The sequence below is a fragment of the Nocardiopsis ansamitocini genome, from assembly GCF_030268225.1.
GTDB lineage: Bacteria > Actinomycetota > Actinomycetes > Streptosporangiales > Streptosporangiaceae > Nocardiopsis_D > Nocardiopsis_D ansamitocini.
In genome coordinates this window covers 43,509-66,312 of the sequence record NZ_BSQG01000002.1, presented here as the reverse complement: position 1 = coordinate 66,312, position 22,804 = coordinate 43,509, and the positions used below count along the sequence as shown (strand labels likewise).

Below are 22,804 nucleotides of genomic sequence, written 5' to 3'. Positions count from 1 at the left end.
GTCACCATGCCATCCACACCCAACTTGAACTGCAAAAACTCTGTCCACTGGCTGTGCATGAAAGAAAGTTCACAACCAGATATCCACAGGTTATCCACAGGTCGGGACAGTTTCGGTGGAGAACTTGCCGAGAGTCCCCGAACCGCCGCGCGTGTCACATTCGGCCCCTCCCCCTCCGTTACGACGCATACCGGCCCCGTGATCGATCATCGAGGATCCGTCCGGGTACCGTTGCAGGGTCATGCCACGTCTGCTCAGCGCCGCCCCTTTCCGGCACCCCCGCGACGGCGAGATCTTCCGGCTCGCCGTTCCCACCTTCTTCGCACTCGTCTCCGAGCCGCTGTTCCTGCTCACCGACTCCGCGGTCGTGGGGCGGCTGGGAACCGAAGAACTCGGCGGGCTGGGCATCGCCAGCCAGATCCTGTTGACCCTGGCCAACCTCTGCGTCTTCCTCGCCTACGGCACCACCTCGTCGGTGGCGCGTAAGTTCGGCGCCGGAAGAATCGCCGAGGGCCTCCGACACGGGGTCGACGGCCTGTGGCTCGCGCTCCTGATCGGCATCGCCATCATCGTCGCGGGTTGGCCACTGGCCCCATGGATGATCGAGGTGCTCGGCGCCTCCGATGCCGTGGCCCCGCACGCATTAACCTACCTGCGAATCAGCCTGCTGAGCACACCGGCGCTCCTGGTGATCATGGCCGGAACGGGGGTATTGCGGGGCCTGCAGAACGCCCGGATCCCGCTGTACGTCGCGGTCGGTTCGAATCTCGCCAACATCGTGTTGTGCGTGCTGTTCGTCTTCGGATTCGGCTGGGGGATCGCCGGCTCCGCCTGGGCGACGGTGGTCGCGCAGACCGCCGGGGCCGCCGTGTATCTGTCCGCGGTGCGCCGCGTCGCCCTCCGCCACGGGGTCTCCCTGGCGCCCACCCGCACCGGACTGCACTCCACGGCCACGGCAGGGTTCGCGCTTTTCGTGCGCACGGTGTCGCTCCGGGTGGTCCTGCTGGTGACGACAGCGATCGCCGCCCGCCTGGGCGACCCCGAGATCGCCGCACACCAGGTGGCCTTCCTGACGTGGTCGTTGCTGGTTTTCGCACTGGACGCGATCGCCATCGCCGGGCAGGCGATCATCGGCCGCTATCTGGGAGCCTCCGACATCGCCGGGACCCGGTCCGCCACCCGCCGAATGGTGGAGTGGGGGGTGATGCTGGGGGTGGCCTTCACCGTAGTGGTGCTGATCGTGCGTCCTTGGGCGTGGTTGCCCTTCACCACCGATCCCCAGGTCCGCGACCTCATCCTGGCCGCCCTGCTGGTGGTGGCCCTGCTGCAACCGGTGAGCGGCGTGGTGATGGTTCTGGACGGGATCCTTATGGGAGCGGGCGACCAGCGCTATCTGGCGTGGGCCAGCCTGTGGACGATGCTGGCCTACCTGCCGTGCGCGGCACTGGTGCCGCTCCTCGTCCCCAACGGCTCCGCGTTCGGCCTCACCGCGCTCTGGCTGGCTTTCGGAGTGTGGATGGTCGCCCGCGGCATAACACTGGGGAGTCGCGCGTTGGGCACCGCCTGGATCGTCACCGGGGACATCGCCGGCCGCTGACGACAGCACCCGGCCGCCTCCGCGGGTCGGGAGGGGCCGGGCGCAACCGAACCGGGATCAGCCTGCGGTATCGCGACTGCCCACCGTCGGGCCGTGGTAGAACTCCATGGCCCTCTCGTTCTGCGGCACATCGGGGAAGTCCGGGCAGTTGGCGTCCGGAACCTGTTCGGTGCCGGCCTGGGGCAGTGTCGTCTTCAACCGGTCGAGCAGCGCGGCGACATCGGTACGCAGCTTGGGCAGCATCGAGTAGAGCTTGTCGCCGGGGCAACTGGTTGCATTGAAGTCGCGGTGCCCGACGATCGCCCGCTTGGGGTCCAGCCGGTAGACCACGCACAGCCAGGCACACGTCTCGACCAGGGAGTCCATCAGCGCGCCGGGCGGCGTCGCCGAGGTGTAGGTGCCCTCGTTCTCGATCCCGACCGTGTGGGAGTTGTGGTTGGCCACGTGCGCACCGATCACGTGCCTGCGCTGGACGATCGCGTCGATGGACCGGTTGCGCCCCTCCATGATGTGGCCGCCGCGGCTGATCGTCAGCTGCTGGCCGGTGTCGTTCCACCCGTTGGAGTTCATGTGGTGGTTCTGAATCCCCCGGGACAGCGAGAACGCGTGCTCCTTGGAGTAGTTCGTGGCATTGGCGGTGGCCGTGTGGTGCACCACGATGTGGTCGGGCATAGTACTCACGACCTGGGAGGACTGGGTTGCCTTGCGCGCCTTCCAGTCCGCGCGCGCATAGATGACGGGTGTCCCCGCGGCCAGAACCACCGGGGCACCGCCGAGGTCGACGGCGCCCCCCAGGAGCACCCCGCCGGCGGCGACGGCCGCGCCACGGAAGACGTTTCGCCTGCTCAACCCCGCCTTTACGGGGCGCTGTTCATGAGTTGCCACTCGGCCTCATCCTTCCCGTGGATCAACAGGCCCACAGGACAAGATAGGTGACCAAGTGTCACTAAATAGCTACTTTAAGCTACTCGGCGTGTCGCCAAGAATGGGAAAAGCTATTTCAACGAGGAGCTCGCTTCTCCCGATTCCCAGCAGAAGAAGCAGAAGAAGCAGAAAAACGGTGGCCCCGGCCCGATGAAACGGGCCGGGGCCACCGGGAAGCGGCGACGGGCAGAACCCTAGGCGCCGACGACCTCAAGCTCGACGGGAGCGCTGACCTCAGGGTGGAGGCGAACCTCGACCTTGTAGTCGCCCACGGACTTGATGGGGTTGCGGATCTCGATCCGGCGCTTGTCGACCTGCGGGCCGCCGGCCGCCTTGATGGCGTCGGCGACGTCGGAGGCGGTGACCGAACCGAACAGGCGACCGGAGTCACCCGAGCGCTGGGTCAGCGTCACCTTGAGCGCACCGAGCTGGCCGGCGATCTGCTTGGCGTCGTCCAGGCTGCGGATGTCACGGGCGGCGCGTGCCCGGCGGATCGAATCGATCTGCTTCTGACCGCCGCGCGTCCACCTGATGGCGAAGCCGCGGGGCAGCAGGTAGTTGCGGCCGTAGCCGTCCTTCACCTCGACGACGTCGCCCGGGGCTCCGAGACCATTGACCTCGTGGGTCAAAATCAGCTTCATGACTGAATACCTCCTCGTGGTCCCGGTTAGCGAGCGGTGCTGGTGTAGGGCAGCAGCGCCATCTCGCGGGCGTTCTTGATCGACGTGGCGACGTCACGCTGGTGCTGCGTGCAGTTGCCGGTGACCCGACGCGCGCGGATCTTGCCGCGGTCGGAGATGAACTTGCGCAGGAGGGTGGTGTCCTTGTAGTCGATGTAGGACAGCTTTTCCTGGCAGAACAGGCAAACCTTCTTCTTAGGCTTGCGAACTGGCGGCTTTGCCATCGTGGTGCTCCTTGTTCAAGAGCCCCGATATTTCACGGGGATGGTCAGGGATGAGTACGTACTGCAAGGATCTGGGTCAGAACGGCGGTTCGTCGGAGTAGCCCCCGCCACCGCCGCCGAACCCTCCGCCGCCGCCACCGCCACCGGTGGCCCAGGGGTCGTCAGCCGGCGGACCGGAACGGCCACCCTGGTTGCCGCCGAAGCCGCCCCCCTGGTTGCCGTATCCACCGCCCTGACCGCCCTGCTGGCCGCCGTTGAAGCCCCCGCCTCCGCCGAACCCGCCGCCTTGGCCGCCCTGGCGCTGCGTCTTCGTCACCTTGGCGGTGGCGCTGCGCAGCGCGGGGCCGACCTCTTCGACGTCGAGTTCGTAGACGGTGCGCTTCTCGCCTTCCTTGGTCTCGTACGACCGCTGCTTCAGGCGGCCCTGCACGATGACGCGCATACCGCGCTGAAGGCTCTCGGCCACGTTCTCGGCGTACTGGCGCCAGACGGAGCAGGAGAGGAACAGCGACTCGCCGTCCTTCCAATCCCCCGACTGCTTGTCGAACATGCGCGGGGTCGAGGCCACACGGAAATTGGCGACCGCGGCTCCGCTGGGAGTGAATCGCAGCTCAGGATCGTCGACAAGGTTGCCGATGATCGTGATCTGGGTCTCGCCTGCCATTAGCTCGGCTCCGGATTCCTAGGACTAGAAGAAGCGGGCGGTGCGGCACCGGGAGGTGCTAGTGCACCTCGGGGCGCAGGACCTTGGTGCGCAGGATGGCCTCGGTCAGGTTGAGCTGGCGGTCCAGCTCCTTGACCGTGGCCGGCGTGGACGTGAGGTCGATGACGGCGTAGATGCCCTCGGAGTTCTTGGCGATGTCGTAGGAAAGACGACGCTTGCCCCAGACCTCGACCTTCTCCACCGAACCGCCGTCGTTGCGCACGACCGCCAGGAACTGCTCGAGCGACGGGGAGACCGTGCGCTCGTCAAGGCTGGGGTCGAGGATGACCATGACTTCGTAACGACGCATAGGCGCGCGTTCCTCCTCTGGACTGTTGCGGCCATGGTCTTTCCATGGCAGGAGGGCAAGGAGTCCGCTCCACGGGATTTTCCCGTGGGGACTCCGATAGCCAGACAAAAGTCAAGGTTACCATTTGTCAACTCGTGGAATCGCCGGTTCTCAGACAATCCACAACGACGATCGCACATACCGTGAGCAGGAAGAACAGCCTGCCCATAGCCAGAACCGCATACGTCTCGACCCCGACACCGACCGCGGTCTCCCCCAACGGCGTGTTGACGAACTCGATGTAGTTCCAGATCCCGACGACGTACCCGAGCTCGGCAAGCTGCCAGAGGCCGACGACGACCAGTGCCGGCCATCGACCGGACCTGCGCGGCCATGCCAGGGCCGCCAGCGGCAGCAGCCAGAGCACGAACTGCGGGGACCACACCTTGTTGGTGATCAGGAAGGCTGCCACGACCAGGAGAAGCAACTGCTCCAGACGCGGACGGCGGGGGGCCAGCAGTGCCAGGAGACCGATAGCGACGCAGACGGCCAACAGCGTTCCGGTGCCGAACAGGTTGACCGTGTCCAGGTCGCCGGTGTCGAACAACCCGAACTGGCCGAGCACGTAGTAGACCGACCCCCAATCGGCCCCGCGCTCCTGGCTGAAGGTGAAGAACTCCGCCCAGCCTTCGGGGTCGGCCAGGTAGACCGGGACGTTGACGGCGCCCCAGGCGGCCACCGCGCCCAGTAGCGGGCGAAGGAAGTCGGCAATCGCCGCGGACCGCTCCCCCGGGTCGCGAGCACGCAGCAGGTCCCGCACCATCAGCACGAACATCGGTCCGAAGAACAGGAACGGGTAGAACTTGGCCGCGACGGCGAGGCCGATGAGTGCCCCGGCCAGCAGTTTCCGATGCCGGGCGTAGGCGACGAGCCCTCCGGTGGCAAGCGCCACCGCGAACAGGTCCCAGTTGATGTAGAGGGTGAGCAGCGCGGCCGGGGCGAGGGCCGGCAGGGCGCCGGCCAGCAGCGCGACACGCCGGTCGAAAGGACGCCCCTCGTCGGGGCGGATGCCTCCGCGGCCGGCGAGGTAGCCGACCGCGACGACCACCGCGATCAGACACAAGCCCATGACCGACGCGGTGGCGTCGAAGTAGGCGAAACCCCGCTGCATCGTCCCCGGGAGCCAGGAGACCGCGCGCGCCAGGACGTACATCAGTCCACCGGTGAGGACCGGGTACTCCACGGCCTTGTCCACATAGGGCACGGTCCCGCTGTCGAGTCCGTCCCGGAAGTACAACGGGAAGACGTCGGAGTAGCACAGGCGCTGGAACTGGGTGCCGTCCAGCCAGGCGCCGCCGAAACGGCAGGGCGCCTTGGCCAGGTAACCCAGCAACGCGCCGACGGCTCCCAGAAACAGCAGCGGGAGCCACGGCATGGCGGCGGAGGCCGCTACGGCCGGGGGGCCGGCGACCTCGTGGTCGCCGGCCCCCGTCGGTTTGCCGCTACTGGGGGGAATCGCCATTCCTGTCCCCACTCCCGAGGCGGCCGAAGATGCCACCGCCCCGGCCGTCCTCCTCGTCGCCCGGATTGCCGGGGGGCGACGGCCCGCCACCGCCGGGACCGCCCGGGGACTCCTCCTGGCACTCGGGGTTCCAGAACTCGACGTCGCAGTCCGGCCCCTCGTCGCTGGGCTCGGGATCGGGCGTCTGGCTGGGCTCCGGCGTCTCGCTGGGCTCCGGCTCGGGCTCGGGCGTCTCGCTGGGCGAGGGCTCGGGCTCGGGCGTGGGGGTCGGAGCGAGGTCGATCATCTGGCCGACGCCGGCGCGCGACGGGAACTGCATCTGCTCCGTGCCCTCCAGCGCCTTGGTCATGAAGGACTTCCAGATGCGCGAGGGCATCTGACCGCCGTAGATGGAGTCCTCACCGGGCAGCACCAGGGGCTGGTTGTCGCTGCGGTGCAGGCCGACCGCGGCGGTCAACTGCGGGACGTACCCGACGAACCAGGCGGAGACCGCGTCGTTGGAGGTACCGGTCTTGCCGGCCATCGGACGCCCGTCGTCCAGGCGCGCGTTGTGGTCGGAGGTGATGACCTGCTGCATCGCGTAGGTGGCGTCGGCGGCGACCTCCGGGCTGAACGCCTGGGTACCGCTCTGCAGCTTGTCGGCGTCGTTGGGCTCCAGCGTCTCGCCGTCGCGGCCGACCACCTCGGTGATCAGGTGCCGCGGCATCTGCACGCCCTTGTTGGCGAAGGTGGCGTAACCGCTGGCCTGGTCCAGCGCCGACACGGAGACGGTGCCCAGCGCGATGTTGGGCCCGGCCTCGGCGGTGTCCAACTGCTCCTGCGGGATGCCCGCAGCGCGGGCGGTGTCCAGGACGCTGGCCGGCGTGACGTAGTCCGCCAACTGGACGTAACTGGTGTTGATGGAGTCGGCCGTGGACTGGACCAGGTCGACCTTGCCGTAGTTGACGTTGCTGTCGTTGTTGACGGTCACGCCGCCGATGCTCAACGGCCCGTCCCCGTCGAACTGGCTGTCCAGGCTGATGTCCTGGCTGAGGGCCGCGGCGAGCACATACGGCTTGAAGGCGGAACCCGCCTGGGAACGCTGGACCAGCGAGTTGTCGGCGTTGGTGGCGGCGTTGGGGCCACCGTAGAACGCCTTGATCTCGCCGGTGGCGGGGTCGACGGCGGTGATCCCGAACTGGGTCTCCTCGGGGATCTCCTGTCCGCTCTGCTCCTGGATCCGGTCCTTCTGCTCCTGGACCGCCTCCTCTGCGTACTTCATCCAGTCCTCGTTGAGCGAGGTGGACACCTGGTAGCCGCCACTGACGAGCTGCTCCTGGGTGAACCCGTAGCGCGAGTCGAGCTCGCGCTTGACCGCTTCCTGGATGTAACCCCGGTAGCCGCTGTAGTTGTCGTTGTCGGCGAGCGAAAGGGGTTCGGGGAACTCCAGCTCGTCGGCCTCGGCCTGGGACAGCCCCCGTTCGGGGTTGTCCTGGTTCAACTCGACCAGGCCACCGACCGTGTAGCCCCAGCGCTCGCGCAGCGCGTCGTCGTGGATCGACCCCGGCTGGGGGTTGGCCCAGTTGCCGGGCTGCTGGATGACGGTGCCGATGAACGCGCCCTCGGCGGCGTCGAGCTCGCTGACGTCCTTGCCGAAGTACCCCTGGGCCGCGGCCTGCACGCCCAGTCCGCGGCCGAAGTAGATGGTGTTGAGGTACTGCTCGATGATCTGGTCCTTGGAGAGCTGCTGCTCGACCTTGAACGAGATCATGATCTCGTTGAACTTGCGGATCAGCGACTCGATCCGGGACGGCTCGTCCTTGGTGAGACGGTCGTAGTAGTTGCGGGCCATCTGCTGGGTGATGGTCGACCCGCCGCCCTGGCTACCGCCGTAGACCACCCCTCGGAGGATGCCCGTGGGGTTGATCGCGCCGTCGTCGTAGAAGGTGCGCTGCTCGGCGGCGAGGACCCCGTCGATGACGGTCTCGGGGATCTGGTCCCGGGCCACGGGGATACGGGTGCTCTCGCCGAACTGGGTGGCGCGGCCCCCGCCGTCGAACGTGACCAGGGTGGCCTCGAGATCGACGTCGGCCTGGCTGTCCATGTCGTTGGGCGAGGGGGCCATGGCATAGGCGATGCCCACGCCGGCGACACCGAGCACGAAGAGGACACCGCACGTGATCAGTGCGGGTTTCCACGTCTTGGCGAAGAAGCGCTTGACCGGGCCGCGGTCGTCGAACTCGTCGTTGTCGTCGTCTGCCGGGCCCTTGCGGCGTCGTCCTCCGGTGCCGCGGGTCCCCCGCCCCGGGCCGGACTCGGAACGGGCACCGCCCGCAGCGGCACGCCGCCGGCCTCCGTCGCGTCCGTCCTCCGGGGGACGCCTGCGACGTGGCCGTTCCTCGGTGTCGTCACCGTTCTCGCGAGCTCGGCGGCGACCGGTGTCCGCACCGCTGTCGAGAGCGAGAGAGGCGGTGGCGCGTGACCGGCGGGGGCGGTCCTCGTCGTCCGGGCGGGGGCGGCGGGGCCGCTCGGCCCCGTTCTGGGCCGCGCGCGACCTGCGGGGCTGGTCGCCGTAGTCGTCCCTGGGCCGCGCACGGCGGGGCGCCTCGCCCCGGTCCGCGGGAGCTGCCGAACGTTGTGGCCGCTCGCTGTCCCAGAAGCCACCGTCTCCTTCGGGCCTGCGGCGACCGGCTGAGGCGCGTTCGTCCTCGGCGGGGCCGCCTCGACCGCGCCTCCCGCCGTTGCCGCGTGCATCGTCGGCCGGGCCATCAGCCCGGCGGCGACTGCCAGCGCTCCGTCGTCTTTCGGTACTCACGCGTCCTCGTTATGTCTTGGTATGGCCGATCGGCCTTACGACTCTCGGATGTGAATGGGCTGATTCTGCCCTGGAGTAGCGGTTTCGGCCACGCCAGCGAATATTCTCCCGCCGCCGTCGGAGTGGGCGCCCCAACCTGAAAGGACGCCCGAAGGGGCGTGGAGGTTTTCATACGCGAACCGGCCGCTTTCTTCCTCCTGTCGCTGGCCTGTCGGAAACGAAAACACAGGAGCGACCCACACACCGTTGACAGCCGCTCGTGCAGGCCGTACGTCGTGTGTGGGCGGGGCACACCCGGGGTAGGTGTTTTTCGGATGGCTCCGCGGCGTCGTTCCGTTGCTCGGCCGGCCATCGTGCGCGACGTCAGTCTGATCGTCGACACCGCTGGGGCGCGGTTCGGTGGCAGCGGCCTGTCCTGGGGGCGAACGTTACGTTAGGCCGGTAGTGCCTCATAGCACAACCCAGGCGTGGGAGTCCCCGCCTTGACAGCACCGTTTGGTCACTACGAGATCGACCGTCAGTCGAGTGTCAGCGTACGTCGTCGCAACAGCGCATGGGGCGCAGGAAGGCCGAGAACCCCTGACGGCCGCCATTGCCCCAGGCAGCGACAGTGGATTGTCCGAGATCGGACAGTAAAGACGTACCTCGGGAGGCCGGTCCCACCCCTTGATATGTCGACTCGATACACTCATAACCGCCTAAAGCACGTTGATGCCCACGCTCCCTCAATCGGGCGGGACCTCATCAGGCGTTCGGATCGGGTCAGATGCGGGGGTGGACGATGGGTGCGCGCAGGGGGCGAGTGCTGGAACTGGCCGTGCTGGGTTTGCTGTACCAGGCCCCGATGCACGGCTACGAACTGCGCAAACGCCTCGACCTTGAACTGGGGACGCTGCGGGCGTTCTCCTATGGCTCGCTCTATCCCTGTTTGAAGGAGATGCTCCGAAAAGGGCACATCTCACAAACCGAGCAGTCAGACGAAGAGGTCCACGGGCGGCGCCCGCGGATCGTCTACCGGCTCACCGACCCCGGACACGACCATCTGCACCGGTTGCTCACCGAGGTCGCCCCGGCCGCCTCGGACGACGAGTGCTTCGGCGTGCACTTCGCATTGTTCGGCCACACCAGATCCGATGTACGCCTGCGGGTCCTCCATGGCCGGCGCGACCGACTGCGCGGTCGGCTGGCCGACCTTCGCCACCACTTGGCCGACCGGGCGCCCGCGGTCCTCACCTCGGACGGCTACCCGCACGAGCTGCACCGCCACGACGCAGAATGCGTCGAACGGGAGATCGGCTGGCTCGACGGCCTGATCGAACGGGAGGAGCACCGGGCGGGAACCGCCAAGCGACCGGACCTCCCCCCAGCCGGGTGACCATGACCGGCGACGCCGTCGCCAAGCGCACCGGGGCCGCCGTCGGTCCCGAGCGAGCTATGAAGAGTCAGACCTACAGCAAGAGGAGACAAGGGCCATGGGTTCGGTACGCGTAGCCGTCGTGGGCGTGGGCAACTGCGCCGCGTCGCTCGTCCAGGGCGTTCATTACTACCGGGACGCCGACCCGGCGTCCCGCGTCCCCGGACTGATGCATGTGGAGTTCGGTCCTTACCACGTGCGCGACGTCGAGTTCGTGGCCGCGTTCGACGTGGACGCGAAGAAGGTGGGCCAGGACCTCGCCGACGCGATCCTGGCGAGCGAGAACAACACCATCAAGATCTGCGACGTCGCCCCCACCGGTGTGACCGTGCAGCGCGGCCCCACCTTCGACGGACTCGGCCATTACTACCAGGAGACCATCGAGGAGTCCGGCGAGGACGCGGTGGATGTGGTCGCCGCCCTCAAGGCCGTTCAGGCCGACGTGCTGGTGTCCTACCTCCCGGTCGGTTCCGAGGAGGCGGGTCGCTTCTACGCGCAGTGCGCGATCGACGCCGGGGTGGCCTTCGTCAACGCGCTGCCGGTGTTCATCGCCTCCGACCCCGTCTGGGCGGAGAAGTTCGCCAAGGCCGGCGTCCCAATCGTGGGCGACGACATCAAATCCCAGGTCGGGGCGACCATCACCCACCGAGTGCTGTCAAAACTGTTCGAGGACCGCGGTGTGGTCGTCGACCGGACCTACCAGCTGAACTTCGGCGGCAACATGGACTTCAAGAACATGCTCGAACGCGAGCGCCTGGAGTCCAAGAAGATCTCCAAGACCCAGTCGGTCACCTCACAGATCCCGCACGAGCTCAAAGCCGGATCGGTGCACATCGGCCCTTCGGACCACGTGCCGTGGCTGGACGACCGGAAGTGGGCCTATGTGCGCCTTGAGGGGCGGGCGTTCGGCGACGTGCCGTTGAACCTGGAGTACAAACTGGAGGTCTGGGACTCCCCCAATTCAGCCGGGATCATCATCGACGCCGTGCGCGCCGCGAAGATCGCCAAGGATCGTGGAATCGGCGGCCCCATCCTGTCGGCGTCCTCCTACTTCATGAAGTCGCCCCCCGAGCAGTACTCCGACGCGGAAGCGCACGAGGCGGTCGAGCGGTTCATCGCCGGGGAGATCGAAAGCTGACCCGAAGGGCTTCGTCCGCCCACCGCGACTGAATCGACAAGGAGATTCGTCGCCTTGTCCGCCGGGCGCCGGCGTGTCCACCCAGTGGTCCGCCGGCGCCCGGCGTGCGTATCGTCGGGCACCATAGGTGCGCTGCCCTGGTGTGCTCTGAGTTCTTCGACTCATGCCCATCCTGTTTCGGGCGCTTTATGATCCCGAAGTAGCACCCCGCGCGTCTCTCCCCCGAAAGGGCAGCCAACGCCGTGAACTACCCCCAGGGACAGCCCTATCCTCCCCACCAGGGTCCCCAATGGTCTCCCGGGGCGCCGCCGCCCCCGCCCAGAAAAGGCCGGACCGGCACGGTTCTGCTGAGCATCGGCCTGGCGATCATCGTCGGCCTGGTCGTTGCCATCATCGTGGTGCTCAACAACCGGGGCGGCGGTGAACCGGGGCCGACACCGCAGCCGACACCACAGCCGACGGAACCCGCACAGGAGCGGCCGGAGCCCAGCAGCCCCGGCGAGTCCGACAACAACGACGACGATGACGCTGCGGCTCCCGAGGGCGACGGCGAAGTTCCCGAGGCGATGGCGGGAACCTGGTCCGGAACGATGACCCAGTACGACCCCGAGGGCGACGAGGCCGGCACCTGGGACCTGACCGTTGTCCTCGAATCGGGCGCCGACGACGGGACCGCGACACTCGACATCGACGGCGCCACGTGCACGTGGGACCTGGTCGTCACCACCTCTGGCGAGGACGACCTCGACATGGAGTACACCACGACCGACGACGGCGACGGCCTGTGTACGGCCAGCGGCTTCGTCCACTTCATCGTGGACCCCAACGGTTTGCACACCGGGGTGTCGACCGAGTGGCCGACCGGGATCAGCACGTCCAGCGGCACCCTGCGCTGACCGCGGCCCTAGTCTTGGCGGATGTCCTTCTACGGTGATCTGCGCGAGGTGCTGCGCGGTCCGCGGTTTCGCCGGCTGTTCGGCACCCGGGTGGTCTCGCAGTTCTCCGACGGCGTCTACCAGGCCGGGCTGGCCGGGTACATCTTCTTCTCTCCCGAGCAGCACACCACCGCAGGGGCGGTGGCGGGGGCGTTCGCCGTCCTGTTGCTGCCGTTCTCCCTGGTCGGTCCGTTCGCCGGGGTATTCATCGACAGGTGGTCACGTCGACAAGTCCTCTTGTGGTCCGCCTTGGCCAAGGCGCTGCTGGCCGCACTGACCGCGGTACTCGTGGTGGGCGGGGCGGACGGTCCGCTGTTCCTGCTCGCCGCACTGGGGCTGTTGAGCGTGAACCGCTTCTTCCTCGCGGCCCTCTCTGCCGCGCTGCCGCACGTGGTGGTGCGCGAGAAGCTGACCATGGCCAATGCCGTCACCCCCACGTGTGGGACGGTGGCCGCCTTCCTCGGCGCGGGGGCGGGAGCGGGGCTGCGGCTGATCGGCGGGGACGGCGACGGAGGTACCGGCGTGGTCCTGTTCGGAGCCGGGGTCGGGTTCGCACTGGCCGGGCTGGTGTCCACGACGCTGGGCCGCACCGAACTGGGACCGGACCTGGCCGCGGAGTCCACCCGCGTGCGCGCGGCGCTGGGCGGGGTGGTGACCGGACTGGTCGACGGCGCCCGACACATCTGGCGGCGTCGGCCGGCCCGCAACGGGCTGGCCACCATCGCCGGGCACCGGTTCCTCTACGGCGTCTCCACGATCATGACGCTGCTGCTGTACAACAACACCTTCACAGCGGGGGGCACGGCAGGACTGGCGTCCTTCACCGTGACCCTGGCTGCCTCGGCCGTCGGTTTCCTGTCGGGCGCGGTCGCGACACCATGGGCGACCGCACGGATGCGCATCGAGACCTGGGTAGCGGGCCTGCTTCTGTTCGCGGCGGTGGCACTGCTGCTGTTCGGATTGCCGTTCCAGGCCGGTCTCTTCCCTGTCGCCGGGTTCGCCCTGGGGGTCGCCTCCCAAGGCGTGAAGGTCAGTGTCGACACACTGGTTCAGCGACATGTCGACGACGCCTACCGGGGACGGGTCTTCTCCGTGTACGACATGCTCTTCAACGCGGCCTTCGTGGCAGCGGCGGCCGTCGCGGCGCTGGTGGTCCCGCCCTCCGGCATCTCGGCTGCCGTCCTGGTGGGCCTTGCCTCCGGATACGCACTGATGGCCACGGGCTGGCTTGTGCTGCGCCGGGAGTCGGCCCGGCCGCAGAAGAGCGTCCCGGACCAGGTCGACTGACCGGTGTCCCTATGAGGTTTGCGGTGTGTCCCGAAGGCGGAGCGGCCGTAGTGCTGGCCACCGGAGAACCGGTCGAAGTTCCGCGCCGACGCGTCGGCGAACACGCCCCTGGTGGACACGGTCGAGGTGCCCGCCCCTGGCCGGAAACGACGGCCCCGGGCCCGGAGCCCGAACCGGGGACGCAACGGAATCCGCGTGGTTCGCCTCCCCTGGGCCGACCGGCACCGCAGACCCGATGGAACACCGCACCGCATCGAAGTTCCGCTAATCGGCTCGACCACAAACAGATTGATCGACAATCCGACTGACCGATTCTTCCCTGGTGCGACAGAGGGGGAACCACTCCGCGGCGATCCGCGGTGCGGGCGAAAATACCGGTCCCGACGGCTGACGGCCCCCGAACCGCGGGCGCGGCCGCCACGTGCCCGATGAGGCCGTGACCACGCCGGCCTCGTAGCGGGATGGTCGTGGTTCCCGGGTGTTGGCACAGGACACGCTCACCGTTGCGCGACGACCGGACCTTCCTGCCCGGCGGGTGGCCCTGTGACCACCGGGCCGGCCTCATCCCCGAGGAATCGGAGCAATGCCTACCGGACAGGGGGAACCCGCCCCGGGCCCGGCTCCTCGCTGTCCCCTTGCCGACTCGGCGTTTCGGCGATCAATCGACCTGTCGTCGACGCTCTTCGCTCCCGACCGGCCGTACCGGTGGTCCGTCACCCCTGCTCCGCGGCCCATCGGCGAAGCTCGTCCGCGGCTGCGTCCTTGCCCATCGGACCGTTCTCCAGCCGCAGCTCCAGCAGGAACTTGTACGCCCTGCCGATGACAGGTCCGGGGCCGACGTCAAGGATCTGCTGAATCTCGTTGCCGTCGAGGTCCGGGCGGATCCTGCCCAGTTCCTCCTGCTCCTCCAGCTCGGCGATACGGCGCTCGATGTCGTCGTAGGAGCGGGCGAGGGCCGCGGCCTTGCGTCGGTTGCGAGTCGTGCAGTCGGCGCGGGTCAGCACGTGCAACCGCTGAAGAAGTTCTCCGGCGTCGCGGGCGTAGCGCCGAACCGCCGAGTCCGTCCACTCCCCCTTGCCGTACCCGTGGAACCGCAGATGAAGAGCCACCAGTTTGCTCACGTCGTTGACGACGTCCTTGGAGAAGCGCAGCGCGGCCAGGCGGCTCTTGCTCATGGAGGCACCCACGACCTCGTGGTGGTGGAAGGTCACCCGGCCTCCGTCCTCGAACGCCCGCGTCTTGGGCTTGCCGATGTCGTGCAGCAGTGCCGCCAGCCGCAGCACCAGATCGGGTGCCATTCCCCGCTGGCGCTCCAGGTCGACCGCCTGGTCGAGGACGGTCAGCGAATGTTCGTAGACGTCCTTGTGCCGGTGGTGCTCGTCGATCGTCAGCTTCATCTTGGGCAGCTCGGGCAGGACGTGGTCGGCGATGCCCAGATCGGTCATCAGCTCGATGCCGACCCTCGGGGAGGGGCTCACCATCAGCTTCACCAATTCGTCGCGGACCCGCTCGGCGGAGACGATCGCGAGCCGATCGGCCATGCCGGTCGCAGCGGACTTGACCGCACCGTCGAGGCTGAAGCCCAGCTGCGCGGCGAAGCGGACCCCCCGCATGATGCGCAGCGGGTCGTCGCTGAAGGAGTCCTCGGGGGTTCCGGGGGTGCGCAGTCGACGGTCGGCGAGGTCGGTCCGGCCACCGAAGGGGTCGACGAACTCTCCCCCGGGCAGCCGGACCGCCATGGCGTTCACCGTGAAGTCGCGGCGCACCAGGTCCTCGTACAGCGAATCGCCGTAGCGCACCTCGGGCTTGCGCGACTTCAACTGGTAGGACTCGCTCCGGTAGGTGGTGATCTCCACCTGGTGGCCGTCCTTGCGCAGCCCGATGGTGCCGAACTCGATACCGATGGTCCACACGGCATCGGCCCAGCCGTCCACGAGTTCGAGGATGCGCTGGGGGACGGCGTCAGTGGTCAGGTCGATGTCGTGGACCTCACGCCCCAACAGCGCGTCGCGCACCGGCCCTCCGACGATGGCCAGTTCCTGTCCGGCGGCCTCGAAGCGCGCACCGAGCTCGGTGACCACCTCGCCGATCGACCCCAGAAGGGCCGTCACGGCGGCCCGCTGCTCCCCGACCAGTTCGACGGCGGCCTCTGCCCCGGGGTTGTTGTCGGGGAAGAGGTTGTCAGCGGTGCTCGCAGTGTTCGACACAGCCACTCAGGTTAGGCGGCCCGGACTGGTTGATGCGAATCGGCCGCTCGGACGCCGGCAGGCGTAGCGACAAGTGGACACCTGCACGAATCGCGAAGTCGACATGATCGCCCCGCCTCACCCCGTGTTTCCCCTCTTGCCGTGTGGTCGACCTCCCGACCGGTCGACCAACCGACCGGACACCGTCGAGACTCCGCCCGCGCCCGGTGGACGACTTGCTCCGGTCCACCGCAGGAGGCAATTCGACCGCCCCGTACGGGAGGCCGGTTCCGAAAAGACGGAATGATGCCGGCCGTATTCGCCGGATTAGGCGGGTGCCCCGCCGAAGAACCGGCCAAGGACTCTTCGGAACTTGGGCTCCGAAGCGGTATCGTCGAGCGAAGTCGGTGCGATCGGTTCTCGATGGTCATCCATACGGCGTAGTCATCCGCGCCGGGATCAACCGACACGGTGTCCACAACGCCATCGTGTGCCGCGCTCCGTACTTCCCCCGACCTGATCACCAGAGACGTTCGGCTAAAAGACTTCCGCGGACGAGCCGTGTCAACGGTTCACAGCGGTCTTCCCAGCTTGCGGAGCCGCCCCCGGCGACTCCGCCCGGCCCGCCGAACCCGACTCGGAAAGCCTAGAGGCGTGCGTCGAATTGCTCATCTAGGCGCGGTCATGGCCACTGCCATCGCGTTGGTTCCGGCACTGACCCCGCTTCAGCCTGCCCAGGTCGCGGCGGCTGTCACCGCCCCTTCCATCCAGCCACGCGGACTTCCCGCGTCGCCCGCTGACGACGACGTCAAGGACGTTCCCCTTGTCGTCTCCGAGATCACACCCGAATCCGTCGGTGAGAAGAGCACCGTCACCGTGACCGGCCGCGTCAGCAACCTCACCGAGGAGACGCAGACCGGCGTCAGCGTACGGCTGCGGTACAGCTCCTATCCGCTGAGCGACCGAGACGCACTCGACGCGCACGCCGACGGGGAAGGCTCCACTCTCTACCAGTCAGGCCCCCGGTTCGCCGTCGACGGCGATCTGCCGCCCGGGGTCTCCGTGCCCTTCACCTTGAAGGCCAAGGCAAAAGATCTCGACCTGCTCGGCGGTCTGGGTGTCTACCCGATCACCATCGAGGCGCTGAGCGACAGTGCGGGCGCCATCGACGCCCAGCACACTTTCCTGCCCTACATCGCCGACACCAAGACCGGCGATCTCGACACCATCAAGACCGCCTGGGTGTGGCCGCTGATGGGCCGCCCCCAGCGCGCCGACGACGACACCTACCTCGGTGACGGCCTGAACGAGAACCTCGCCGCCGACGGGAGGCTCGGCGTGCTGCTGAGCACGGGTGCGCAGGAGGGCGAGATCGACCCCGCCGAAACCGGCGAACCGGTCGATCCCGATGCGGAGGAGACCCCCGAGAGCCCCTCCCCCAGCCCAGCGGCATCCCCCGGCCAGGAGCCCGGCGACGAGACCCCCGCCGAGGCCGAGACCGAGGAACACTCCGCGGGGCAGGTGCCGGTCACCTGGGCCGTGGACCCCGGGCTTCTCGCCGACATCGAGCGGCTGTCCAGCAGCGGGTACCAATCGTTGACGGCAGGCCGGGATCCCGCAGAACAGCCTGCCCTGCAGGACCACGACGTGAGCGTCAACGCTCAGGCATGGCTGACGCACGCGCGCCGTTGGCTCGACACCGATCCTCTCCTGGCCTCCCCTTACGCCGACGCCGATCTCCCAGCGCTGCTGGCGGCCGACCTCGACTACGATGCCGAGCGGTCCGTGCGACTCGGACAGGAGACCGTGCGCGAGGTGCTGGGGCGCGACGCCGACCCCACACTGTCCTGGCCCGCGCAGAGCAGCATGGACAGCGCGACCCGCGACTTCCTTGCCGCCGGCGGTACGACCACCTTCATCCTCAACGACGCCGCGCTGCCCGCGCAGCGCTGGCTGGGCTACACGCCCACCGCCGCCGTGTCCCTGCCCGTACCCGACCGGGAGGCTGGTACCGCGCTGGTCGCCGACAGCAAACTCACCGCCGCGATGGGCGCCGACACCCACAGCCCCGGAGCGGCCACGCTGTCCCGGCAACGATTCGCCGCCGAGACGGCAATGATCGCCGCCGAGCGCCCGAGCGTCGACCGCACGATCGTGCTCGCGCCCCCGCGCGACTGGGATCCCAGCCGTGAATACGCCGAGGGCCTGCTGGAGGCCAGCGACAGCCTCCCCTGGCTCGACGTGGTGGCCCTGAACGACGTGAAGGTCGACAATGCGGGGACGAAGTCCCGACAGAAACTGACCTACCCGGACAAGCTCGCCTCCTCACGGCTCAGCGGCGACGAACTCGACGATGTGCGTGCCACGCGCCGCCAGGTCAAGCTGTTCAACAGCGTGCTCGCCGACGACGAGGACCCTTTCCGCCCCGCCGTTCTGCGCATGCAGTCGGCATGGTGGCGCGAGGACGAGGCGCTGGCCGCGGTCACCCGGGCCCGGGTCTCCGAGACCGTCGAGACGACCAAGGGCAAGGTGCACGTCATCCCCGGCGAGCCCATCACCTTGGCAAGCAAGAACGGCACCCTGGGCGTGGTGCTGGCCAACGACCTGGAGACGCGCCCGGTCAAGGTCTACCTGTCGATCTTCTCCGAGAACTCCGAGCGGCTGGCCGTCGGGAACTACACCGACAGCATGGAGATCGGCCCCGGCGGCAAGACCACCGTCTACGTCCCGCTTTCGGCCAAGGTCAACGGGCGCACGGTACTGCACATGAGTCTGCAGAACGCCGACGGTGAACCGCTCGCCGAGGAGCAGACGATGACCCCGGTCAACGTGACCGGCCTGGGAACCGGCGCCTTGATCATCAGTGGTTCGGCCGTCCTGGTGCTGATCCTGGCGCTGGCGCCGCGCGCCCTGCGCAAGTGGATGCGCAACCGGGCGCGGACCGAAGAGGCATCCCAGGGCCCCGCTCCCGAACCGGCGGGCGGCGTCGGTGCAGACGCGATGCCCCACAATGGCAATGGCCCGGTCCGCGACGAATCGGCCGCGGCCGCGTCAGAAACCGCGCCCGACCTGAGCGGACGGCAGGAACCCGACGGTTCCGCCGACACCGATCGGGAGTCTGAGACGGTGGGGGTCGACGGCGATGCCGACGGCGCTCCCCGTCCCTGAGGCGAGACACCCTGAGCATGGTGTCGAACGCGACAGGTTCGCGCGATGAATTCCCCCATTGATGGTGAAGGCGACAGCGTCCGCGGTCGCCGCCGAAAGGAGCCGACACCGGTGGCGACCGAGACCACGAGCGGCAACGAGAACTCTTCCGGGGCAGCCCCGGACCGGACCGGGGCAGAGCCCGACCCGCAGGCCGTTCCCGAGAAGAGCGACTCCACGTCCGGCTCCATGATGCGCTCCAGCATGGTCATGGCAGTGGGAACGATGGTGTCCCGGATCACGGGGTTCATCCGCACCATCGTGATCGCTGCGGCGCTGGGCACCCAACTGCTGGGCGACGCCTTCAACACCGCCTACACCATCCCGTTCATCATCAACGACCTGCTCATCGGCGGGCTGATGGCGAGCGTGATCGTGCCGTTCCTGGTCAAGCGCCGCAAGCGTGACTCCGACGGCGGCAAGGCCACGGAGGACCGGCTGTTCACCGGTGCGGTACTGCTGCTGTTCGTGGTGACCGCGATCATGATCGCCGCCGCGGAACTGCTGATCGGCCTGTACGCCAGCAGCTTCCAGCCCCAACAGGCCCAGGTGTCGGTCTATCTCGCACGGTTCCTGCTCGCGCAGATCTTCTTCGTGGGCATGAGCGGCCTGATGAGCGCGATGCTCAACACCCGCAACAAGTTCGGTGCCCCGGTCTGGGCCCCTGTTCTCAACAACCTGGTGATGATCACCGTCGCCGCGCTCTTCCTCTGGGTGGCCCCCGGACGCTCGGTCGAAACCGTGACCGACTCCGAACTGGTGCTGCTGGGCGCGGGAACCAGTTGCGGAATGGTCGTGCAGGCTGTCGTCCTGCTCGTTTCGCTGTGGCGTTCGGGGTATCGCTGGCGTCCGCGGTTGGACATGCGCAACTCCGGTCTCGGCGAGGCCATGCGCACGGCCGGGTGGATGCTGCTGTACACCGTCATGACCCAGGTCGGCTTTCTGATCACCACCAACATCGCCACTAGGGCGAACGTCGCCGCGGCGGAGAACGGCGCGGGCGTCGGCGCGGGAATCACCGCTTACAACTACGGCTACCAGCTCTTCCAGCTGCCCTACGCGATCATCGCCGTCTCACTGATCACGGTTCTGCTGCCCACGATGAGCGCCTTCGCAGCCGATGAGCGCTGGGACGAGGTCCGCTCCGGTTTCTCGCGCACCCTGCGCACTTCAGCGCTGGTCCTGGCCCCGATGGGGGTGGCCATTGCGATCTTCGCCGGACCGCTGTCGGTGCTGTTGTTCGCCAGGGGCAACACCTCGGTACTGGATGCGCAGAACATCGGCTTCATCCTGAGCGTCATGGCGCTGGGCCTGGTTCCGTTCACCGTGTTCCAGCTGATGCTCCGGGTGTTCTACGCGTTGGGCGACACCAGGACCCCGGCGATGCTGAGCATCGCCAACGTGGCCGTGCACGGCACGTGCGCGCTCCTGGCCTACCTGTTCCTGCCCGCCACCACCGTGGTGACCGGGGTGGCCGCCGGGTTCATGTTCTCCTACCTCACCGGCTCGGTGATCGCCGGCCTCATCCTGAGCCGCCGGCTCGGCGGCCTGGACGGGGGACGCATCCTCTCCACCCTGGTGCGCCTGCACCTCGCCGTCCTCCCTGCCGCTGCGCTGGGCTGGTTCACCCTTCGCTTCTTCATGGACCGCTTCGGCGAGGAGAGCCTGCTGACCAACCTGGGCGCGCCCGTTGCCGGCTGCCTGCTCGCACTACCGGTGTTCGTTCTGTTCGCCTGGCTGCTGCGCGTGCGGGAACTGACGTCGGTCGTGGAACTGGTGCGAGGCCGCCTGCGTCGCGGGTAGTCCGGACTCTGTTCCCTGGACCACGGCACCGCTACGATCAACCGTTCGGTCCCTTTCCCCCTTTTCCCGGTCCGTGGGGCCCTCACCTCAGTCGTACGGACCGACGCCCCTCCTGACAGGAAGATCCTCACGGTGGCCAGCGAGATCCCCAATCGCCCCCGACGCCCGAGCCGGCTGGTCATGCCGGAAGAGGTGCTCGACGCCGTCGAGCGCTCCGAGCCGGCGACCCAGCCCGAGACAGGGCTGGTCACCAGGCGCGATCCCAGCGACATCGGCGACCTCGGCACCGCAGACCGGCCCGGCGAGGAGGGCAACGAGATCGGCGGGGCCGCGCACGCGGCCCCGGCCAACCTCATGCGCTCCAGCGCGATCATGGCGCTGGGCACGGTCTTCTCCCGCGCAACCGGCTTCATCCGGACCATCGTGCTGGCGGCGGCCATCGGCACCCAGCTGCTGGGAGACGCCTACCAGACCGCCAACATGGTCCCCTTCGCGGTCTACGACCTGCTGATCGGCGGCCTACTGGCCAGCGTCTTCGTACCGTTCCTGGTCAAGCGCAAACGGATGGACGCCGACGGCGGAAAGGCGACCGAGCAGCGCCTGTTCACCGTCATGCTCCTGGGCCTGTTTCTGATCACGGTGCTGGCAACCGTCAGCGCCCATTTTCTGATCCGCCTGTACGCGGGCGAGTACGACGGGCGACAGGCAGAGGTCGCGGTCTACCTCGCCCAGTTCCTGCTCGGGCAGATCTTCTTCATCGGTGCCAGCGGTATCGCCAGCGCGATGCTCAACAGCCGCGAGCGTTTCGGGGCCCCGATGTGGGCGCCGGTCCTCAACAACATCGTCATCATCGCCGTCGGCATGTTGTTCCTGACGTTGGCGGGGCCGGGCAGCACTCCCGACTCGGTCACCTCCCAGCAGCTGATGCTGTTGGGGCTGGGCACCACTCTGGGCCAGGTCCTGCAGTGCGGGGTGCTGATCTGGGCCCTCGCTGCGGCGGGCTTCCGGTGGCGTCCACGGCTGGACCTTCGGGGATCCGGCCTGGGCGAGGCCATGCGTACCGCGTCGTGGATGATGCTCTACATCGGGATCGCCCAACTGGGGCTGCTGGTGACCACGAACGTGGCCACGCGCGCGGGCGCCAGGGTGGCAGCCGAGACCGGTGGGGCGGGCGGCGCGGGCATCACCGCCTACCAGTTCGCCTCGATGCTGTTCCAGCTCCCCTACGCGATCATCGCGGTCTCCGTGATCACCGCGCTGCTGCCCCGGATGAGCGTGCACGTGGCCGAGGGCCGCAAGGACCTGGTCCGTTCGGACTTCTCGCGGGGCTTCCGGTTGTCCTCCGTGCTGCTGGTCCCGATCTCGATGGCCCTCATCGTGTTCGCCATCCCCTTCTGCGTGCTGGTTTATGCGCGCGGGAGCACGTCGACGGCGGACGCGGAGGGCATCGGGCTGATCCTCATGGTGTTCGCGGTGATGTTGATCCCGTTCACCCTGTTCCAGTTGCAGATGCGAGTGTTCTACGCTCTGGGCGACACCCGCGCACCGGCCCTGCTGGCGATCCCGGCCGAGGCCGCGCACGCGGTCACGGCGATCAGCCTGCTGTTCCTCGTACCGTCCGAGATGATCGTGGTAGGGCTCCCCGTCGCCTACGGGCTGTACTACATCGTCGGGTCGGTGCTGGCCTGGCTCATGCTGCGCCGGCGGCTCAACGGCCTGGAGGGGCGCAGCACACTGCGCACCCTGCTCCTGTTGCACGTGGCCTGTATCCCGAGCATGGCGTTCGGAATCGGGATGATCTACCTCTTCGACCCCCTGGAGAGCGTGGTGTGGTCGTCGCTCCTGCCGATCGTCTCCGGCGGGATCGGCGGAGCGGTTCTCTTCATTTTGGCCGCAAAACTTTTGAAGGTGACGGAAGTCACAACATTCCTCGACATGGTCCGTACCCGCTTGCTGCGGCGCTGATCACCAGGAACGCATGACGGTGGGTAACCATGGAAAGGACCGCTATGCATGTCGTATCCAGGAACGCTGTCCTCCCGAGGGCTGTGTTGAGCGTCCTAGCATGGAACGGCGAATCTCTTCCCCACAACCCAGTTTT

16 protein-coding genes are annotated in these 22,804 nt (G+C 67.9%); 8 read left to right on the top strand and 8 right to left on the bottom strand.

Translation table 11 applies throughout. From position 1 onward, the window contains the following. Window positions 1-241 precede the first annotated feature (241 nt). Window positions 242-1,597 (top strand): MATE family efflux transporter, encoded by a 1,356-nt coding sequence (locus tag QSJ59_RS06775; protein ID WP_285757996.1) that lies wholly within the window; start codon window positions 242-244, stop codon window positions 1,595-1,597. A 57-nt stretch (window positions 1,598-1,654) separates the two neighbouring features. Here QSJ59_RS06775 and QSJ59_RS06770 read toward each other — a convergent pair whose 3' ends face one another. From QSJ59_RS06770 to QSJ59_RS06740, 7 genes are all read right to left on the bottom strand, one after another. Beyond that, window positions 1,655-2,482 (bottom strand): peptidoglycan recognition protein family protein, encoded by an 828-nt coding sequence (locus QSJ59_RS06770; protein ID WP_285757995.1) that lies wholly within the window; start codon window positions 2,480-2,482, stop codon window positions 1,655-1,657. 233 nt (window positions 2,483-2,715) lie between these two features. Further along, a complete protein-coding gene (gene rplI / locus QSJ59_RS06765; protein ID WP_285757994.1) occupies window positions 2,716-3,162 on the bottom strand; it encodes a 50S ribosomal protein L9 in 447 nt (148 codons plus the stop codon). Window positions 3,163-3,188: 26 nt separating this feature from the next. Then, window positions 3,189-3,425 carry a 30S ribosomal protein S18 gene (gene rpsR / locus QSJ59_RS06760; RefSeq protein ID WP_285757993.1) on the bottom strand — a complete coding sequence of 79 codons (237 nt, stop codon included), beginning with the start codon at window positions 3,423-3,425 and terminating at the stop codon, window positions 3,189-3,191. Between the two features lie 76 nt (window positions 3,426-3,501). Beyond that, window positions 3,502-4,089, bottom strand: a complete 588-nt coding sequence (locus tag QSJ59_RS06755) for a single-stranded DNA-binding protein (RefSeq protein WP_285757992.1) — start codon at window positions 4,087-4,089, stop codon at window positions 3,502-3,504. A gap of 58 nt (window positions 4,090-4,147) precedes the next feature. Continuing rightward, window positions 4,148-4,438: a 30S ribosomal protein S6 gene (gene rpsF / locus QSJ59_RS06750; RefSeq protein ID WP_285757991.1), complete on the bottom strand. Its 291-nt coding sequence runs from the start codon at window positions 4,436-4,438 to the stop codon at window positions 4,148-4,150. Window positions 4,439-4,565: 127 nt separating this feature from the next. Then, window positions 4,566-5,939 (bottom strand): glycosyltransferase family 87 protein, encoded by a 1,374-nt coding sequence (locus QSJ59_RS06745; protein WP_285757990.1) that lies wholly within the window; start codon window positions 5,937-5,939, stop codon window positions 4,566-4,568. Next, on the bottom strand, window positions 5,920-8,733 hold the full coding sequence (locus QSJ59_RS06740) for a transglycosylase domain-containing protein (RefSeq protein ID WP_285757989.1): 2,814 nt from the start codon (window positions 8,731-8,733) through the stop codon (window positions 5,920-5,922). Before QSJ59_RS06740 ends, QSJ59_RS06745 begins: the two co-directional genes overlap by 20 nt. Before the next feature lie 781 nt (window positions 8,734-9,514). Between QSJ59_RS06740 and QSJ59_RS06735 the strand changes: the two genes are divergently transcribed. From QSJ59_RS06735 to QSJ59_RS06720, 4 genes are all read left to right on the top strand, one after another. Further along, a complete protein-coding gene (locus QSJ59_RS06735) occupies window positions 9,515-10,108 on the top strand; it encodes a PadR family transcriptional regulator (RefSeq protein ID WP_285757988.1) in 594 nt (197 codons plus the stop codon). A 97-nt stretch (window positions 10,109-10,205) separates the two neighbouring features. Continuing rightward, window positions 10,206-11,285 carry an inositol-3-phosphate synthase gene (locus QSJ59_RS06730; RefSeq protein WP_285757987.1) on the top strand — a complete coding sequence of 360 codons (1,080 nt, stop codon included), beginning with the start codon at window positions 10,206-10,208 and terminating at the stop codon, window positions 11,283-11,285. A gap of 242 nt (window positions 11,286-11,527) precedes the next feature. Next, window positions 11,528-12,181, top strand: a complete 654-nt coding sequence (locus QSJ59_RS06725; protein ID WP_285757986.1) for a hypothetical protein — start codon at window positions 11,528-11,530, stop codon at window positions 12,179-12,181. Window positions 12,182-12,202: 21 nt separating this feature from the next. After that, window positions 12,203-13,507 (top strand): MFS transporter, encoded by a 1,305-nt coding sequence (locus tag QSJ59_RS06720; protein WP_285757985.1) that lies wholly within the window; start codon window positions 12,203-12,205, stop codon window positions 13,505-13,507. Between the two features lie 713 nt (window positions 13,508-14,220). Here QSJ59_RS06720 and QSJ59_RS06715 read toward each other — a convergent pair. Continuing rightward, window positions 14,221-15,642 carry a CCA tRNA nucleotidyltransferase gene (locus QSJ59_RS06715; protein ID WP_432707455.1) on the bottom strand — a complete coding sequence of 474 codons (1,422 nt, stop codon included), beginning with the start codon at window positions 15,640-15,642 and terminating at the stop codon, window positions 14,221-14,223. Between the two features lie 612 nt (window positions 15,643-16,254). On the opposite strand from QSJ59_RS06715, the gene QSJ59_RS06710 reads away from it, so the two are divergent. The 3 genes from QSJ59_RS06710 to murJ (QSJ59_RS06700) all read left to right on the top strand — a co-directional run bounded on the left by QSJ59_RS06710 (window position 16,255) and on the right by murJ (QSJ59_RS06700) (window position 22,668). After that, window positions 16,255-18,861, top strand: a complete 2,607-nt coding sequence (locus tag QSJ59_RS06710) for a DUF6049 family protein (protein ID WP_432707442.1) — start codon at window positions 16,255-16,257, stop codon at window positions 18,859-18,861. A 111-nt stretch (window positions 18,862-18,972) separates the two neighbouring features. Continuing rightward, on the top strand, window positions 18,973-20,703 hold the full coding sequence (gene murJ / locus QSJ59_RS06705) for a murein biosynthesis integral membrane protein MurJ (protein WP_285757983.1): 1,731 nt from the start codon (window positions 18,973-18,975) through the stop codon (window positions 20,701-20,703). A 180-nt stretch (window positions 20,704-20,883) separates the two neighbouring features. Continuing rightward, window positions 20,884-22,668: a murein biosynthesis integral membrane protein MurJ gene (murJ, locus tag QSJ59_RS06700; protein WP_285758743.1), complete on the top strand. Its 1,785-nt coding sequence runs from the start codon at window positions 20,884-20,886 to the stop codon at window positions 22,666-22,668. Window positions 22,669-22,804: the final 136 nt, after the last annotated feature.

Coding starts and splice junctions, on each gene's coding strand:
- QSJ59_RS06775 (WP_285757996.1), top strand. CDS start 242: ATGCCACGTCTGCTCAGCGCCGCCCCTTTCCGGCACCCCCGCGACGGC.
- rplI (WP_285757994.1), bottom strand. CDS start 3,162: ATGAAGCTGATTTTGACCCACGAGGTCAATGGTCTCGGAGCCCCGGGC.
- rpsR (WP_285757993.1), bottom strand. CDS start 3,425: ATGGCAAAGCCGCCAGTTCGCAAGCCTAAGAAGAAGGTTTGCCTGTTC.
- QSJ59_RS06755 (WP_285757992.1), bottom strand. CDS start 4,089: ATGGCAGGCGAGACCCAGATCACGATCATCGGCAACCTTGTCGACGAT.
- rpsF (WP_285757991.1), bottom strand. CDS start 4,438: ATGCGTCGTTACGAAGTCATGGTCATCCTCGACCCCAGCCTTGACGAG.
- QSJ59_RS06745 (WP_285757990.1), bottom strand. CDS start 5,939: ATGGCGATTCCCCCCAGTAGCGGCAAACCGACGGGGGCCGGCGACCAC.
- QSJ59_RS06735 (WP_285757988.1), top strand. CDS start 9,515: ATGGGTGCGCGCAGGGGGCGAGTGCTGGAACTGGCCGTGCTGGGTTTG.
- QSJ59_RS06730 (WP_285757987.1), top strand. CDS start 10,206: ATGGGTTCGGTACGCGTAGCCGTCGTGGGCGTGGGCAACTGCGCCGCG.
- QSJ59_RS06720 (WP_285757985.1), top strand. CDS start 12,203: ATGTCCTTCTACGGTGATCTGCGCGAGGTGCTGCGCGGTCCGCGGTTT.
- murJ (WP_285758743.1), top strand. CDS start 20,884: ATGCCGGAAGAGGTGCTCGACGCCGTCGAGCGCTCCGAGCCGGCGACC.